General features: G+C 60.2%; 17 protein-coding genes. 6 read left to right on the top strand and 11 right to left on the bottom strand.

Going from position 1 to position 15982, the window contains the following annotated elements:
• The first annotated feature begins 157 nt into the window (after positions 1–157).
• From ACJ8HT_RS18760 to ACJ8HT_RS18750, 3 genes are all read left to right on the top strand, one after another.
• Positions 158–997, top strand: a complete 840-nt coding sequence (locus tag ACJ8HT_RS18760; protein WP_019455482.1) for an ABC transporter substrate-binding protein — start codon at positions 158–160, stop codon at positions 995–997.
• An 81-nt stretch (positions 998–1078) separates the two neighbouring features.
• Complete coding sequence (locus ACJ8HT_RS18755; RefSeq protein ID WP_025304748.1) at positions 1079–1792, top strand: amino acid ABC transporter permease; 714 nt, start codon at positions 1079–1081, stop codon at positions 1790–1792.
• 1 nt (position 1793) lies between these two features.
• Entirely contained in the window at positions 1794–2534 is a 741-nt protein-coding gene (locus ACJ8HT_RS18750) for an amino acid ABC transporter permease (RefSeq protein WP_004933841.1), read from the top strand.
• Here ACJ8HT_RS18750 and yieH read toward each other — a convergent pair.
• Both yieH and ACJ8HT_RS18740 read right to left on the bottom strand, forming a co-directional pair.
• Positions 2531–3199: a 6-phosphogluconate phosphatase gene (gene yieH, locus ACJ8HT_RS18745; protein WP_197653173.1), complete on the bottom strand. Its 669-nt coding sequence runs from the start codon at positions 3197–3199 to the stop codon at positions 2531–2533. The genes ACJ8HT_RS18750 and yieH overlap by 4 nt on opposite strands.
• A gap of 46 nt (positions 3200–3245) precedes the next feature.
• Complete coding sequence (locus ACJ8HT_RS18740; protein WP_194572976.1) at positions 3246–3650, bottom strand: NUDIX hydrolase; 405 nt, start codon at positions 3648–3650, stop codon at positions 3246–3248.
• Positions 3651–3885: 235 nt separating this feature from the next.
• Here ACJ8HT_RS18740 and ACJ8HT_RS18735 point away from each other — a divergent pair, with 235 nt between their 5' ends.
• The gene (locus ACJ8HT_RS18735; protein ID WP_028128066.1) at positions 3886–5223 is read left to right on the top strand and encodes an NCS2 family permease; all 1338 of its coding nucleotides are present in this window, start codon (positions 3886–3888) and stop codon (positions 5221–5223) included.
• Positions 5224–5257: 34 nt separating this feature from the next.
• On the opposite strand, the gene ACJ8HT_RS18730 is transcribed toward ACJ8HT_RS18735, so the two are convergent.
• The 9 genes from ACJ8HT_RS18730 to rpmH all read right to left on the bottom strand — a co-directional run bounded on the left by ACJ8HT_RS18730 (position 5258) and on the right by rpmH (position 12762).
• The gene (locus ACJ8HT_RS18730; RefSeq protein ID WP_126179095.1) at positions 5258–6310 is read right to left on the bottom strand and encodes a hypothetical protein; all 1053 of its coding nucleotides are present in this window, start codon (positions 6308–6310) and stop codon (positions 5258–5260) included.
• Between the two features lie 77 nt (positions 6311–6387).
• Positions 6388–6954, bottom strand: coding sequence for an NADPH-dependent FMN reductase (locus ACJ8HT_RS18725; protein WP_025304752.1), 567 nt, complete (start codon positions 6952–6954; stop codon positions 6388–6390).
• Between the two features lie 161 nt (positions 6955–7115).
• Entirely contained in the window at positions 7116–7841 is a 726-nt protein-coding gene (locus ACJ8HT_RS18720; protein ID WP_194572977.1) for a 4'-phosphopantetheinyl transferase family protein, read from the bottom strand.
• A 133-nt stretch (positions 7842–7974) separates the two neighbouring features.
• Positions 7975–8775 (bottom strand): MBL fold metallo-hydrolase, encoded by an 801-nt coding sequence (locus ACJ8HT_RS18715; RefSeq protein ID WP_197653172.1) that lies wholly within the window; start codon positions 8773–8775, stop codon positions 7975–7977.
• A gap of 147 nt (positions 8776–8922) precedes the next feature.
• Positions 8923–10287 carry a tRNA uridine-5-carboxymethylaminomethyl(34) synthesis GTPase MnmE gene (mnmE, locus tag ACJ8HT_RS18710; RefSeq protein ID WP_187321878.1) on the bottom strand — a complete coding sequence of 455 codons (1365 nt, stop codon included), beginning with the start codon at positions 10285–10287 and terminating at the stop codon, positions 8923–8925.
• Positions 10288–10383: 96 nt separating this feature from the next.
• Entirely contained in the window at positions 10384–12021 is a 1638-nt protein-coding gene (gene yidC / locus ACJ8HT_RS18705) for a membrane protein insertase YidC (RefSeq protein ID WP_049200579.1), read from the bottom strand.
• 2 nt (positions 12022–12023) lie between these two features.
• Positions 12024–12281, bottom strand: coding sequence for a membrane protein insertion efficiency factor YidD (yidD, locus tag ACJ8HT_RS18700; protein ID WP_004933881.1), 258 nt, complete (start codon positions 12279–12281; stop codon positions 12024–12026).
• Positions 12245–12604, bottom strand: coding sequence for a ribonuclease P protein component (gene rnpA, locus ACJ8HT_RS18695; RefSeq protein ID WP_004933883.1), 360 nt, complete (start codon positions 12602–12604; stop codon positions 12245–12247). Before rnpA ends, yidD begins: the two co-directional genes overlap by 37 nt.
• Before the next feature lie 17 nt (positions 12605–12621).
• Entirely contained in the window at positions 12622–12762 is a 141-nt protein-coding gene (gene rpmH / locus ACJ8HT_RS18690) for a 50S ribosomal protein L34 (RefSeq protein WP_000831330.1), read from the bottom strand.
• Between the two features lie 682 nt (positions 12763–13444).
• Here rpmH and dnaA point away from each other — a divergent pair.
• Together dnaA and dnaN are read left to right on the top strand one after the other, a co-directional pair.
• The gene (gene dnaA, locus ACJ8HT_RS18685; RefSeq protein ID WP_004933889.1) at positions 13445–14839 is read left to right on the top strand and encodes a chromosomal replication initiator protein DnaA; all 1395 of its coding nucleotides are present in this window, start codon (positions 13445–13447) and stop codon (positions 14837–14839) included.
• Positions 14840–14843: 4 nt separating this feature from the next.
• A complete protein-coding gene (gene dnaN / locus ACJ8HT_RS18680) occupies positions 14844–15944 on the top strand; it encodes a DNA polymerase III subunit beta (RefSeq protein WP_004933892.1) in 1101 nt (366 codons plus the stop codon).
• The last annotated feature ends 38 nt before the right edge of the window (positions 15945–15982 follow it).

Genomic DNA, 15982 nt, shown 5'->3' with positions numbered 1-15982 from the left:
TAATATCCTTCAAAGGCGCGGTTTCCCGCGCCTTTATTCCATCTTAAGCGCGTAAAGATAAAAAGGTTATAAACATAGCTTTTTATATTATTTCCTGACCTATGTGGCGCTTGCTAGCTTATCCGCCAGCAGGACATCAACCACTTAGGAGCTTTCTATGAAACATCGCGCTTTGGCCTTAACGTTGTTAGCCAGTCTGACCGGCCTCGCTGCCGGCGCCGCGCACGCGGACAAACTTGACGATATCAAGCAAGCCGGCGTGGTGCGTATCGCGGTGTTCGACAGCAACCCGCCGTTCGGCTACATCGACCCGCAAAGCAAGAAGCTGGTGGGCTACGATGTGGACGTCGCCGATGCGATCGGTAAAGCGCTGGGCGTGAAAGTGGAGCTGCGCGCCACTAACCCGGCCAACCGCATTCCGCTGCTGGTGTCGAAGAAGGTTGACCTGATCGCCGCCAACTTCACCATTACCGACGAGCGCGCCAAGGAAGTGAACTTCAGCGTGCCGTACTTCGCCACCGGGCAAAAATTCATCGCCCGCAAAGGCGTGCTGAAAACCCCGGAAGACATCAAGAAGCTGCGCATCGGCGCGGATAAGGGTACGGTGCAGGAAATCACCCTGCGCGAGCGTTTCCCGACGGCGAAAGTGATCTCCTACGATGACACCCCGCTGGCGTTTGTGGCGCTGCGTAACGGCAACGTGCAGGCGATCACCCAGGACGACGCAAAGCTGGTTGGCCTGCTCGGCAATCTGCCAGCGGCGCAGAAGGCGGAATTTGAAATTTCGCCGTTCAGCCTGACCAAAGAATACCAGGGCGTCGGCATTCCCAAGGGCGAAGATCGCCTGACCGCCGCGGTGAATGAGACGCTGATCAAGCTGGAAAAAGACGGCGAAGCGGTTAAGATTTACGATCGCTGGTTTGGGCCGGAAACCCAATCCGCCCAACCGCGCGGCGATTTCAAAATCGCGCCTTTGGATCAGCAACCGAAAGCCTGATTTAGCCGCTCGTGGTGAGATCGGCACGGAGGGGCGCAGCTTGCTGCGCCCCTGATGCATTCTGCAAGACAAGGATTGAACATGAACCTGGACTGGCTGCTGGCGCCGCAATACCTGAGCTGGCTGTGGCACGGCTTTCTGCTGACGCTGTGGCTTTCCGCCTGCGCGGGCCTGGCGGCCACGCTGCTGGGCTTTGTGCTGGCGGCAATGCGCGACAGCAGCCTGCGGCCGTTGCGCTGGTTGGCGATGGGGTACAGCTCGCTGTTTCGCAATACGCCGCTGCTGGTGCAGCTGTTCTTCTGGTACTTCGCCGCCGGGCAGATCCTGCCGTCCGCCGCCATGCAGTGGCTGAACAGCTCGCATCAGGTCGGCCCGCTTGAGTGGCCGTCGTTCGAGTTTCTCGCCGGTTTCTTCGGCCTGACGCTCTACTCCACCGCCTTTATCGCCGAAGAGATCCGTTCCGGTATTCGCGGCGTCGCCGGCGGGCAGAAATATGCCGCCCAGGCGCTGGGGCTGACCGGCTGGCAGGCGATGCGCTACGTGGTGCTGCCGCAGGCGCTGAAAATCGCGCTGCCGCCGCTGCTCGGGCAATACATGAACGTGATCAAGAACTCGTCGTTGACCATGGCGATCGGCGTTGCCGAACTCTCTTACGCCTCGCGTCAGGTCGAAACCGAAACGTTGCGCACCTTCCAGGCGTTCGGCGTGGCGACGGTGCTGTATATCGCCATCATCGCGCTGCTGGAAGGCTGGGGCATGTGGCGCCAACAGCGTAAACCGCTGGGAGGACATTGAGATGGATTTCAGCGTAATTCACGATAACCTGGGCTACCTGCTGTGGGGCACCTGGCCGGACGGGCCGCTGGGCGGCGCGGCGCTGACGTTGGCGATCAGCCTGATGGCCGGCGTGGCTTCGGCGGTGCTTGGTACCTTACTCGGCGTGGCGCTGGCGATGTCGCGCGGCGTCGCCGCCGGATTGCTGGCGGCGGTGCTGGGCTTTTTCCGCGCCATTCCGGTCATCATGCTGATCTTCTGGACCTATTTCCTGCTGCCGATGGTGTTCGGCGTCGAGATCCCGGAAATCACTACCGTGGTGTGCGCGCTGGCGCTGATCGCTTCGGCCTATTTGGCCCATGCGGTGAAGGCCGGCATCGCCGCGATCGGCCCCGGCCAATGGCAGGCCGGGCTTTCTCTGGGGCTGACCCGTTGGCAGACGCTGCGCATGATCGTGCTGCCGCAGGCGCTGCGCATGATGGTGCCGTCGTTCATTAACCAGTGGATCTCCCTGATCAAGGACACCTCGCTGGCTTATATCGTCGGCGTTGGCGAACTGACCTTCCTGGCGACCCAGGTCAACAACCGCAGCATGGTCTATCCGATGGAAGTGTTCCTGTTCGTGGCGCTGGTCTACTTCGTATTCTGCCTGGCGCTCGATCTGCTGGCCAACGCGGTCAACCGCCGCTTCGGCGCGCAAACCCGCGCGCTGAAACGGTCCTGGCGCTGGTGGCGCAACAAGCCGCCGTTGCCGGCCAGTTAATCGGCCGTGAGCCGCCAACCGCGTTCGCGCCACAGCGCGGGCAGCTGGGCCAGGTCGTCGAACGTTGTCACCAGCGGGTGGTCGATCGGCGGGTTATGTGGATCGGCGCAGAAGTAAAAGACCGGGATGCCGGCGTTGATGCCGGCCTGGGCGCCGGCGGGCGAATCGTCCACCAGGATGCAGCGCGCCACCGGTACCTGCATCTGTTCAGCGGCGTGAAACACGATCGCCGGATCCGGCTTCCAGCGATGAATGTCATAGCCGCTGAACAACCGGTCATCAAAATAAGGCAGCATGCCGGTCAGGCCGAGCGAGTGCTGCATCTTGCTGACCGGCCCGTTGGAGACGGTGCAAACAGGCACCGTCACCTGCGCCAGCAGCTCGCGGGCGCCGGCAATCTGTTGCAGTTCGCTGTCGAACAGCCTCGCCACCTCCTGCCGATACAGCGGCTCCAGCGCTTCTTTTGCCAGGTCAGTGCCCTGCTCGGCGTTGACCCGATCGATGATCTCGTACAGCTTCACCCCTTTGTATTTCTTGAACACCTCTTCCAGCGACAGGTGAATGCCGTAGCGGGCGAACATGTGCACATAGGCTTTGCTGCACAGCACTTCGCTGTCCACCAGCGTGCCGTCGCAGTCGAACAAAATGCAGTCAATCTGATTCATGCGGGACAGGTTCCTTCGGGTTCGCGCCGCTGAGGCCACTCAGCGATCACTTGATCAGGTTACGCGCCTTAAGATCGTGCAAAATCAGCGCGGCGACGTGTGAGCAGTGCGGCAAATCGCGGCTGTCGCACCACCTCAGTTCGGCGATTTCGGCGGCCGGCTGCAGCTGCCCGGTAAAGTCGGCCTGATAGCAGCGAATGCGCACCTGGGTGCCGTCCTGCTTGCCGTCCGCCGGGCCGGTGAACTCGCCGTAAAATGCGATGGAGCTCGGCTGCAGCGCAACGGTCAGCTCTTCGTCGATTTCGCGGCACAGCGCCTGTTCGTCGGTTTCACCCGCTTCGCGTTTTCCGCCCGGGACATAAAACAGCGTCTTATTGTGTGAACGCACCAGCGCCACTTTGTCATCTTTCAGCGTAATTAACGCGAGCTTATCGATAAAGGTCGAAGACATGCGGATTCCTGTTTTTTTAGCGGGTAGGGTAAGAGATGCGATAGGCCATTTTATCGGCCGTGCCGGCAAACGGCAACGCAGCGGGCGGCAACGGGGGATGAAAGCCTGTAAATACAAGCCGTTGACGCGTTTAGCCGTAAAGACGGCGAAAAAAACCTGTGACCGGCGTCAAAAGCCCCACTTTTTGTTATAGGATAGCCGGCGACTGTCCATTCCCATTTTCGGAATTCTGATAATGACCAAACCAGTATCTGGCCTTGACGCTGAGCAAGGCTTGCTTGGGCGCGTGTTTAAACTCAAGCAACATGGCACGACGGCGCGTACGGAAACGATTGCCGGTATCACCACCTTCCTCACCATGGTGTATATCGTGTTCGTTAACCCTCAAATTTTGGGCGCGGCGGGCATGGATACCCAGGCGGTATTTGTCACTACCTGTTTGATCGCCGCCTTCGGCAGCATCTTTATGGGCCTGCTGGCGAACCTGCCGGTGGCGCTGGCGCCGGCGATGGGCCTGAACGCCTTCTTCGCCTTCGTGGTGGTCGGGGCGATGGGCATCTCCTGGCAGGTGGGCATGGGCGCCATCTTCTGGGGGGCGGTCGGCCTGCTGCTGCTGACCATTTTCCGCATCCGTTACTGGATGATCGCCAACATTCCGGTCAGCCTGCGGGTCGGCATCACCAGCGGCATCGGTCTGTTCATCGGCATGATGGGGCTGAAAAACGCCGGCATCGTGGTGGCCAACCCGGACACGCTGGTGACCATCGGCAGCCTGACCTCGCACAACGTGCTGCTGGGCGCGCTCGGCTTCTTCATCATCGCCGTGCTCTCTTCGCGTAACTTCCACGCGGCGGTGCTGGTGTCGATCGTGGTCACCACCCTGATCGGCTGGATGCTGGGCGACGTGAAATACGGCGGCCTGTTCTCCCTGCCGCCGAGCATCACCTCGGTGGTGGGCCAGGTCGACGTGGCCGGCGCGCTGAACATCGGGCTGGCCGGGGTTATTTTCTCGTTTATGCTGGTGAACCTGTTCGACTCTTCGGGCACCCTGATCGGCGTTACCGATAAAGCCGGCCTGACCGACAGCCAGGGCAAATTCCCGCGCATGAAGCAGGCGCTGTACGTCGACAGCATCAGCTCGGTGGCCGGTTCGCTGGCGGGCACCTCTTCCGTGACCGCTTACATCGAAAGCTCTTCCGGCGTCGCCGTCGGCGGCCGCACCGGTTTGACGGCGGTGGTCACCGGCCTGCTGTTCCTGCTGGTGATCTTCCTGTCGCCGCTGGCGGGCATGGTGCCGGCTTACGCCGCCGCCGGCGCGCTGATCTACGTCGGCGTGCTGATGACCTCCAGCCTGGCGCGGGTGAAGTGGGACGATCTGACCGAAGCGGTACCGGCGTTTGTTACCGCGGTGATGATGCCGTTCAGCTTCTCGATCACCGAAGGTATCGCGCTCGGCTTTATCTCCTACTGCGTGATGAAGCTCGGCACCGGCCGCTGGCGTGAAATCAGCCCGTGTGTGGTGGTGGTGGCGCTGCTGTTCGTGCTGAAGATCGTCTTCGTCGACGGCCATTGACCGCCAAAGGGCCGGCGCCTGCCGGCCCTGACCCCTAGACGCCCGGCGTCGCATCCGGCGCCCGATCCAACACCCACTGCAACGGCCGCCTGAAGCGCGCCTGCCAACTGCCGGCGGCATCCTCTCCCTGGGCGAAGTGCAGCGTCTGCACCTGATTATCCTCCCCGAACAGATTGGCGAAGTGCAATGCCAGCGCCTGCTCGCTGAAGTTCTGCCGATCGTAATACGCCATCACGATTTTCTTTTGCGCCGCCAGCGACTGCTGGGCCGGCTTGATCTCTCCGTTGGGGGCGATCAGGAGCGCGCCGGCGTAAAACTGCGGGTACTTCGCGATCAGGTTGGCGGCGTGCAGTGCGCCCTGGCCGCGGGCGCTGAGGTAAATCCGTTGGGTATTCAGCTTTAGCTGCGGAGCCAGCTGTTGCAGCGTACGCTGAATGGCGGTGTGGGTGCTCTCGTCGCTGTAATTCGACCAGCGGAAGCTGTTTTCCGATAGCATCTGCGTGCCGTTGATCTCGATGTACGCCACGCCCATTTCGCCGAACAGCAGACGTTCCTCGGGGCTGATGGCGGCGGCTTTACCGTAGGTATGCAGGAAGATCACCGTTGGCCAGCCTTCGGGCGGCGCTTCGCCGTCCGGCATCGCGTAGCTGGCCTTGCCTTCATAGTGACGGGCGTGCTGCAGATAGCGCGCTTTGGTGGCGGCCAGGATCGATTGGTAGGTGGCGGAGTGCTGGATGCTGTTGAAGGCGTCGTCCTCCAGCAGGTTGTAGTAGTACCACAGGCCGCGGTCGGCACTCAGCTGCAGGTAGCGCTCCGCCAGTTCGGTTTGCCCTTTCTCCGCCGACGATACCGCCAGCTGGTAGGGCGCCCAGACGTTGCGGCCATCTTCACGCATCAGCGTCAGGTACAGCGACATGGCACCCAACTTTTTATCTTCCTGGCTTTGCGCGGATCGCGACAGCTGGGCGTTGAGCGCGCTGTGTGCCGGCAGCTCCAGCGGCTCTTCACCGGCGGGATAACGCAAGTCTGCGGCAAAAACGGGACTGGTGATGGAAATAAAAAATAACGCTAAAATGAAAAAATACATAATGCTATTGCTTTAATTTTCAATAAATTGACGGACTTCATGTCCTGCTGCGGCGCCCGGTGGGCGCCGCGAGATCTTCATTCCACGCGGCGAATAAAATCGCTGAACGCGGACAGCTGGCCGGTCAGGAAATCCAGCGTTCCCTGATCGCTCAGTTCACCGGCCTGTTCATCGACCTTGCTCTGGATCACGCCGCCCATAAACTCAGGCTTGTTCATCACCATCGCATCGAGGAACACCAGGATCTGGCGCAGGTGGTATTGGCAGCGTGCACCGCCTATCGGCCCCATCGAACTGGTTTGAATGGCGACCGGCTTGCCGGCCAGCGGCTGATTCGGCAAACGCGACAGCCAGTCGATGGCGTTTTTCAAGCCGCCGGGCACGGAATAGTTATATTCAGGGGTGACGATGATCACGCCGTCGGCCTGGCGGATCTGTTCGGCGATCGCTTCGACCGCGGCAGGGAAACCTTCACCCTGTTGCATGTCGGCGTCGTACAGCGGGATATCGCGGATAGAGGGTAGCGCTTCAATGGTGACACCCTGTGGAGCCAAGCCTGGCAGGGCGCGGGCTACCATGGCGTTGTAGGAGCCTTTGCGCAGGCTGCCGAGCAGAGTGACGATTTTTAAGGCTTGGTCTGACATGGTGATTCTCCCTTTCGAATGAGCAGATTCAGCGTACAACATGGGCGAATAGTAGGCTAAAGCGCGGGTCGAGAATAGGCGATTGCTCAACATTTAGCTGTCTTTACAATTTAATCCAGCAACTTGTGCGGTAAAGACAGCGTTATCCGCTTTGCGCTGCGTTAACCGGGCGTCTTCAGGCCCGTCAGTTTAACGAAGCGCGAGGACGCCGCCGGGCTGCGCGGCGAGATTTCCCCGTCTTTCTGTAGGCCGCGGCGCTCTTCGTAGTGCCAGCACAGCAGGCGATCCAGCCCAGGGCTGCCAGCGCAGGCCCAGCTCAGGTATTCGTCGGCGTCGCTCATCACCTGAACGTCCGGCGTAGCGCTGGAGCGCAGGTGGCCGGAGAAGGGATGCAGACGCAGCGTAGATTGGCCGCTGTTGCCGAGGCCGGAAATTTTCAGCACGCTTTGCCGAATGCTCCACAGCTGAGTCTCCGCCTCCAGCCGATCGTCCTGCGCGCCGATCCAGGCACTTTCCGCCGGCGTCTGATGCGCGTGTTGCAGCGCGCTTTGCTGGGTGCCGCGTGCCCGCATCACTTCGATATCCAATCCGACTTTGCCCTCGTCGCTGAGCAGCACACCCACGGTGTTGCTGGCGTAAGCGAGGCTGAAATCGGGCAGCTGATGATCGGCGAAACAGGGGCGGCCGGTCGGCGTGGTGGCGATGGGGGGCAGCGTCGGCAGGCCGTACAGGTAGAACATCATTTCGGCGAGCAGAATGCGCCCTTGCAGAAAGCGCGTGCGGCGTTTAACGGAAAAGGTGCGGGTGGCGGCTATCACTTCGTCGGAGAGTCTTTGGGTATCCAGGACAGCGGAGGCCGGGGTCCAGCGGGCAAAATGACACGCCATTGTTCACTCCATGACAGAGGGTCGCTAAGAACGCAGGGGTGTTAGATTAAGACTAAGTTGAGGATTTATCATCAAAAAACACTATGCGTTTTATCCGATTTGTTGTCGATTTCAATGATGAGCGGCGCAGGCGTTATTCCAGGATCCAGCTATCGCCGGTGGCCGGCGAGATCCCTGCCGGCAGCCATAGCCGGCCCCAGGCGCCGGTACAGTGGCAGCCCATGATCTTTTCCGGCTGATGCTGCCGTAAAAAACGGCGGACGCGCCAGAGCGTGCGTGGGGAAGCGCAGCGCAGATGAAAACCGCCGATCAGGGCGTGGATCCTTTCGATTCCGGTGATTTTCTGGCAATGGCGCACGATATTGACGATCCCGCGGTGCCCACAGCCGGTCACGATCACCAGACCGCGATCCGATTTGTAAATCAGCACCCCTTCGTCGATCACGTAATCCACCGCCGCGTTTTCCCCGGCGAGCACCCCGTAGGCGCGCGGGGCGGGCACCACGATCTCGCCTGACCACATAAAGCGATCGCCGATCGCCAGCGGTTCGCGGCTGTAGTGCATGCGGTGGCGCGAGTAGTCGATATCCAAAGAGAGCTTTTTGATTTTCCGGGTGTGGCCCAGCACCTTCAGCGCCGCATAGCGCTCATCGCCGACCTGCGGGTGACAGATGATGCGGCTGTTGTCCGGCAGCCAGGCGACGCCGCCGCAGTGGTCATAGTGGCCGTGGGAGAGCACCGTTGCGGTGATGCGGGAGAGATCGACGCCCATCAGCGCCGCATTGCGCAGAAAGCTGTCGTCGGGGCCGGTATCGAACAGTATGGACGTCGTCTCATCCTCAATCAGCAGGCTTAGCCCGGCCTTGGCCTGCAATAATGGGTCGGCGCCGGCGGCGCGGCGGTTTTCCAGCAGTACCTTGAGGGTCAATGCCATGTTGACTCGTTCCTGAGAAAGATTCCTGACTTTTCAGTATAGCGTGGAGGGTGGTAGCGGCTCTGTGAGCCGGCGCGCAGAGCGAGCGCGGGAAAGAAAAACGGCCGGAACAAGGGTTTGTCCCGGCCGTGAAGGCATCTGGCGGCGTTATTTACCGATACAGAAGCTGGAGAAGATGCGGCCCAGCAGGTCGTCGGAGGTGAATTCGCCGGTGATTTCACTCAAGGCCAGCTGTGCCTGGCGCAGTTCCTCGGCCAACAGCTCGCCCGCGTAAGCGCTCACTAACTGTTCTTTGCCTTGTACCAGGTGCTGTGCCGCCAGCTCCAGCGCCTGCAGGTGGCGACGGCGTGCGAGGAAGCCGCCTTCCATGTTGCTGGTGAAGCCCATGCTCTGTTTCAGATGATCGCGCAGCACATCGACGCCTTCGCCGGTGCGGGCCGACAGGCGAATAAGTGAGTGGTTGTTCACTTCCGTCAGACCCAGCGTTTCACCGGTGATGTCGGCCTTGTTGCGCACCACGGTGATCGGCAGCGTGCCCGGCAGGCGCGCCATAAACTCCGGCCAGATCTCCGCCGGCTCGGTGGCGGCGGTGGTGGTGCCGTCAACCATAAACAGCACTCTGTCGGCCTGTTCGATCTCGTTCCAGGCACGTTCGATGCCGATACGCTCAACTTCGTCGCTGGCGTCGCGCAGGCCGGCGGTGTCGATGATGTGCAGCGGCATGCCGTCGATATGGATATGTTCGCGCAAGACGTCGCGGGTGGTGCCGGCGATATCGGTGACGATCGCCGCCTCACGCCCGGCCAACGCATTGAGCAGGCTGGATTTACCGGCGTTGGGGCGCCCGGCGATCACTACCTTCATTCCTTCGCGCAGCAGGCTGCCCTGGCGTGCTTCGCCGCGCACGCTGTCCAGATCCGCCATCACGTCGTTGAGCTGCGCCTCGATTTTACCGTCGGACAGGAAGTCGATTTCCTCGTCCGGGAAGTCGATCGCCGCTTCCACGTAGATTCGCAGGTGAGTGAGCGCTTCCACGAGCTGGTGGATGCGGGTGGAGAAGGCGCCCTGCAGCGAGTTCATCGCCGAACGTGCCGCCTGCTCGGAGCTGGCGTCGATCAGATCGGCGATCGCTTCGGCCTGCGCCAAATCGAGTTTATCGTTGAGGAACGCGCGTTCGGAGAACTCGCCGGGCCGTGCGATGCGCACGTTGGGCAGCGCCAGCACGCGCTTGAGCAACAGATCGAGGATCACCGGCCCGCCGTGGCCCTGCAGCTCCAGCACGTCTTCGCCGGTAAAGGAGTTCGGCCCCGGGAACCACAGCGCGATGCCCTGATCGAGGGTGGCGCCGGTGGCGTCGCGGAACGGCAGATAGTCAGCGTAGCGCGGCTTCGGCAGCTTGCCGAGCAACGCCTGGGCGACGTTTTTGGCCTGGCTTCCGGAAATGCGCAGAATGCCGACGCCGCCGCGTCCCGGCGGGGTGGCTTGGGCTACGATGGTATCGGTGGTGCTCATAACGGTTCTCTCTGACGATTAAGATGCAAAAAGGCGGTCTAATGACCGCCTTTGGTGTGACTGCAAGGGTCGGCGCGCCGAACCCCTACACTACGCTTAGCTTTTTTTCTTGTCGCGGCTGTGCAGACCGCGTTTTTCCAGACCACGGTAAATCAGCTGCTGCTGCAGGATGGTTACCAGGTTACTGACGATGTAGTACAGCACCAGACCGGACGGGAACCACAGGAAGAACACTGTGAAGATCACCGGCATGAAGGTCATGATTTTCTGCTGCATCGGGTCAGTCACGGTGGTCGGCGACATCTTCTGAATGAAGAACATCGTCACGCCCATCAGGATTGGCAGGATGTAGTACGGGTCTTGTGCCGACAGGTCATGGATCCACAGGGCGAACGGCGCGTGGCGCAGCTCGACCGAACCCATCAGCATGTAGTACAGCGCCAGGAAGATCGGCATCTGAATGATCAGCGGCAGGCAGCCGCCGAGCGGGTTCACTTTCTCCGCCTTGTACAGCGCCATCATCTCTTGGCTCATGCGCTGTTTGTCATCGCCGATGCGCTCGCGCATCGCCTGCAGCTTCGGCTGCAGCATGCGCATTTTCGCCATCGAGGTGTACTGCGCCTTGGTCAGCGGGTACATGATGCCGCGCACGATGAAGGTGATGATGATGATGGAGAAGCCCCAGTTACCGATAAAGCCGTGGATGAACTTCAGCAGTTTGAACAGCGGCTGGGAGATGAACCACAGCCAACCGTAATCCACGGTCAGGTCCAGGTGCGGCGCCAGCTGGGCCATCTGGTCCTGCAGCTCCGGGCCGACCCACAGGGTCGCGTTCAGCTGCTGCTGAGCGCCCGGCTGCACCACGACCGGCGTAGATTTGAAGCCGATGGTGGACAGGTTGTCGCCCGGTTTGGCGGTGTAGAAGGTGTTGTCACCCTTGGTCGCCGGTACCCACGCGGTGGCGAAGTACTGTTGCAGCATGGCGACCCAACCGTCTTTGGTGGTGACGCTCAGGTTTTCGTCTTTATCGAATGCGTATTTCTGGTACTTGTCATCGCTGGACGAGTACGCCGCGCCGCGGAAGGTGTGCAGCGCGAAGTTGCTGCTGCCGGTGTCGCGGTGCTTAGGCAATTCGGTGGTCTGCTTCAGCTGGCCGAACAGGGTCAGCTCCAGCGGCGTTGCGCCTTTATTGTCGATGCTGTAATCCACGCCGACCGCATAGTGATCGCGTTTGAGCACGAAGGTCTTGGTGTAGACCGCGCCGTCTTTATCGGTGTAGGTCAGCGGGATGCGCAGCTCGTCCTGGCCTTCCGGCAGGGTGTAGCTGTCCTGCGCCGCCTGATACAGCGGGCGTTCGCCGTTGGCCGGGTTGTCCGGGCCGTTTTTACCGGTCAGGCCGCTTTGCGCCTGATAGACGAACGACGGAGTGGTTTCCAGCAGTTGGAACGGAGTCGATGAACCCAGAGTATCCGGGTAGGCCAACAGTTTAGCCTGCTCGATATCGCCACCACGGGTGTTGATGGTCAGTGACAGCACGTCGGTGTTCACGGTAATCAGCTTACCCTGACCACTGGCTGGCACGGCCTGGCTGGCGGCATCACCGGCTACTGCGTTCGAAGTCTGTTGCGTGGTCTGTGCGGCCGGCTGCGGAGCGTTGTCCGTTTGCCATGCCTGCCAGATCATGAAAGACACGAACAGCAGAGCGATGAGGAGAAGATTGCGTTGCGAATCCATCGTTAGTGTTCTCTGTTATCGTCGGTTTTTGGCGGCACCGGATCATCGCCACCTGGGTTCAAAGGGTGGCATTTTAATACGCGTTTCAATGCTAACCAACTGCCTTTTATCATGCCAAACCTGCTTAATGCCTCAATTGCGTAATGAGAGCATGTCGGCTGGAAGCGACAACGAGGCCCTAGCAGCGGACTGATGACGAGCTGATAGGCCCGCACCAGCCCGATCAGGATGCGGGAGCCTGGCGACAGTGGCGACGCCATAATTTATCCAAAGCTTCCGTCAGCGCGCGGTTATCCAAATCCGCTATCCCTTTTTTGGCCACCACGACAAAATCCATCGCCGGTAATTCGTGCTGGCGCAGGCGGAAGCTTTCGCGGGTTAGGCGTTTGATCCGATTACGCTCGTGCGCACGTTTGACGTGTTTTTTGGCGACGGTAAGACCGATGCGGGGATGCCCCAGCTGGTTCAGGCGGCCGAGGATGGTGATTTGCGGCGTGCCAGCCCGTTGTGGCTGCTGGAAGACGAAAGTGAAATGAGTGGGAGTTAACAAACGTAACTCCCTGGGAAAAGCGAGCTTAACCACTCAGCGGGTTAGCTTTATTACTTAGAAACAGTCAGACGAGCACGGCCTTTCGCACGACGGCGGGCCAGAACTTGACGACCATTTTTGGTGGCCATACGAGCACGGAAACCGTGGCTACGGTTGCGCTTCAATACGGACGGTTGGAAAGTGCGTTTCATAGCGATTTCTACCTAAACTTAAAATAATTACTGATCAGTAAACGCGTTTGGCTACTCGGCGTGAAGATGACCGACGCCTCAATCGCAATACATAAAGAAGCGGGATTGTAATAATTGTACAGTCCTGAGTCAATTCGCATCGCGCCAGCCTACCTGGTTGTCTGCCAATAACGGAACAAAATCCGGTCTTGGCCCGTGGTCACCGCAGAATCCTGTCTGGCTAATGACGCACCATAAGGAACCAGGTATCACACGTAGGGCGAAGATTATACGGACTCGGGGTGAAATCGCAAGGATCCCGGTGAGATCCTTTGCGCGCGATCGCAGGATCTGGCGTGGATAACAGGGTATAACCGGTTGACAATGTAAAAAACGCGGCGCAGCGGCCGGGATCTGCGCGGCCATTCGGCGCCGGCGGTGAAAAGATCGCCGCCGGCCGCGGCCTGTGGATAAAATGGATCTAATCTGTGAGGAAGGGGAGGATCTCTTGCGCGGATTGCGCTATGATCCGTCATTCCGATCGCGATCCCTCATGCCGGGATCGTGAGGGACACAAACCGTGAAAGGCGGTTCGCATCCCCCACAGGCAAACAGCCGATGCCGGGTATGTGTCAAAAATCATGAGTTATAAAAAAGTTGCCCGTTTCTTTTCTTTATTGATCTTGTTCGAGTGGAGTCCGCCGTGTCACTTTCGCTTTGGCAGCAGTGTCTTGCCCGATTGCAGGATGAGTTACCTGCCACAGAATTTAGTATGTGGATTCGCCCATTGCAGGCGGAACTGAGTGACAACACCCTGGCGCTGTATGCGCCTAACCGTTTTGTGCTGGATTGGGTTCGCGATAAGTACTTAAACAACATCAATGGTCTGCTGAATGATTTCTGCGGTACGGACGCGCCTTTGCTGCGTTTTGAAGTCGGTAGCAAGCCGATCACGCAGGTGATCAGCCAGACCGTGACCGCCAGCGTCAGCAGCGCACCTGCGGCCCCGGCGGCACGCACGGCCGCGCCTTCGCGCCCGAGCTGGGACAACGCGGCGGCGCAGCCCGAGCTCTCTTACCGCTCCAACGTCAACCCCAAACACACCTTCGACAACTTCGTCGAGGGTAAGTCCAACCAGCTGGCGCGCGCGGCGGCTCGCCAGGTGGCGGACAATCCGGGCGGCGCCTACAACCCTTTGTTCCTGTATGGCGGCACCGGCCTGGGTAAAACTCACCTGCTGCACGCGGTCGGCAACGGCATCATGGCGCGCAAGGCCAACGCCAAAGTGGTCTACATGCACTCGGAACGCTTCGTGCAGGACATGGTCAAAGCGTTGCAGAACAATGCCATCGAAGAGTTTAAGCGCTACTACCGTTCGGTCGACGCCTTGCTGATCGATGACATTCAATTCTTTGCCAACAAGGAGCGTTCGCAGGAAGAGTTCTTCCATACCTTTAACGCCCTGTTGGAAGGCAATCAGCAGATCATCCTGACCTCGGATCGCTACCCTAAAGAGATCAATGGGGTGGAAGATCGTCTGAAGTCTCGCTTCGGCTGGGGGCTGACGGTGGCGATCGAGCCGCCGGAGCTGGAAACCCGCGTGGCGATCCTGATGAAAAAGGCCGACGAGAACGACATTCGCCTGCCGGGCGAAGTGGCGTTCTTCATCGCCAAGCGCCTGCGTTCCAACGTGCGTGAGCTCGAAGGGGCGCTGAACCGCGTGATCGCCAACGCCAACTTTACCGGCCGGGCCATCACCATCGATTTCGTGCGCGAAGCGCTGCGCGATCTGCTGGCGCTGCAGGAAAAGCTGGTCACCATCGACAATATTCAAAAGACGGTGGCGGAGTATTACAAGATTAAAGTCGCGGATTTGCTGTCCAAGCGGCGTTCGCGATCCGTTGCCCGCCCGCGCCAGATGGCGATGGCGCTGGCGAAGGAACTCACCAACCACAGCCTGCCGGAAATCGGCGATGCGTTTGGTGGCCGCGACCATACCACGGTGTTGCACGCCTGCCGGAAGATCGAGCAGCTGCGTGAGGAAAGTCACGACATCAAAGAAGATTTCTCCAATTTAATCAGAACATTATCTTCATAGCGCTATGAAATTTATCGTTGAACGTGAGCATCTGCTAAAACCGCTGCAACAGGTAAGCAGCCCGCTGGGCGGCCGCCCGACCTTGCCGATCCTGGGCAACCTGCTGCTGCAGGTGACGGAAGGCTCCCTGCTGCTGACCGGCACCGATCTGGAGATGGAGATGGTGGCGCGCGTCGCCCTGTCCCAACCGCACGAGCCGGGCGCGACCACCGTGCCCGCGCGTAAATTCTTTGATATCTGCCGTGGCCTGCCGGAAGGGGCGGAGATCGCCGTCACGCTGGAGAGCGAGCGCATGCTGGTGCGGTCCGGCCGCAGCCGCTTCTCGCTGTCCACGCTGCCGGCGGCGGACTTCCCGAACCTGGACGACTGGCAGAGCGAGGTGGAGTTCACCTTGCCGCAGGCGACGCTGAAGCGCCTGATCGAAGCCACCCAGTTCTCGATGGCCCATCAGGACGTGCGTTACTACCTGAACGGCATGCTGTTTGAAACCGAAGGCGAAGAGCTGCGCACCGTCGCCACCGACGGCCACCGCCTGGCGGTGTGCTCGATGCCGATCGGCCAACAGCTGCCGTCGCATTCGGTGATCGTGCCGCGTAAAGGGGTTATGGAGCTGGTGCGTCTGCTGGACGGCGGCGATTCGCTGCTGCAGCTGCAGATCGGCAGCAACAACATTCGCGCCCACGTCGGCGATTTCATCTTCACCTCCAAGCTGGTTGACGGCCGTTTCCCGGACTATCGCCGCGTCTTGCCGAAGAACCCGGATAAAACGCTGGAAGCCGGCTGCGATCTGCTCAAGCAGGCGTTTGCGCGCGCGGCGATTCTCTCGAACGAGAAATTCCGCGGCGTGCGGCTGTACGTCAGCCAGAACCAGCTGAAGATCACCGCCAACAACCCGGAGCAGGAAGAGGCGGAAGAGATCCTCGACGTCAGCTACGACGGCGCGGAGATGGAGATCGGCTTCAACGTCAGCTACGTGCTGGACGTGCTGAACGCGCTCAAGTGTGAAGACGTGCGCCTGCTGTTGACCGACTCGGTCTCCAGCGTGCAGATCGAAGACGGCGCCAGCCAGGCGGCGGCCTACGTTGTCATGCCAATGCGGTTGTAGTCTCGTTACCTTGAATTACAGCACCGTCATCGGTAAAG

Source organism: Serratia sp. CY44782, assembly GCF_052168715.1.
Lineage (GTDB): Bacteria > Pseudomonadota > Gammaproteobacteria > Enterobacterales > Enterobacteriaceae > Serratia > Serratia nevei.
The sequence above is the reverse complement of the archived record's forward strand: the minus strand, read 5'-3'. Positions and strand labels throughout refer to the sequence as shown.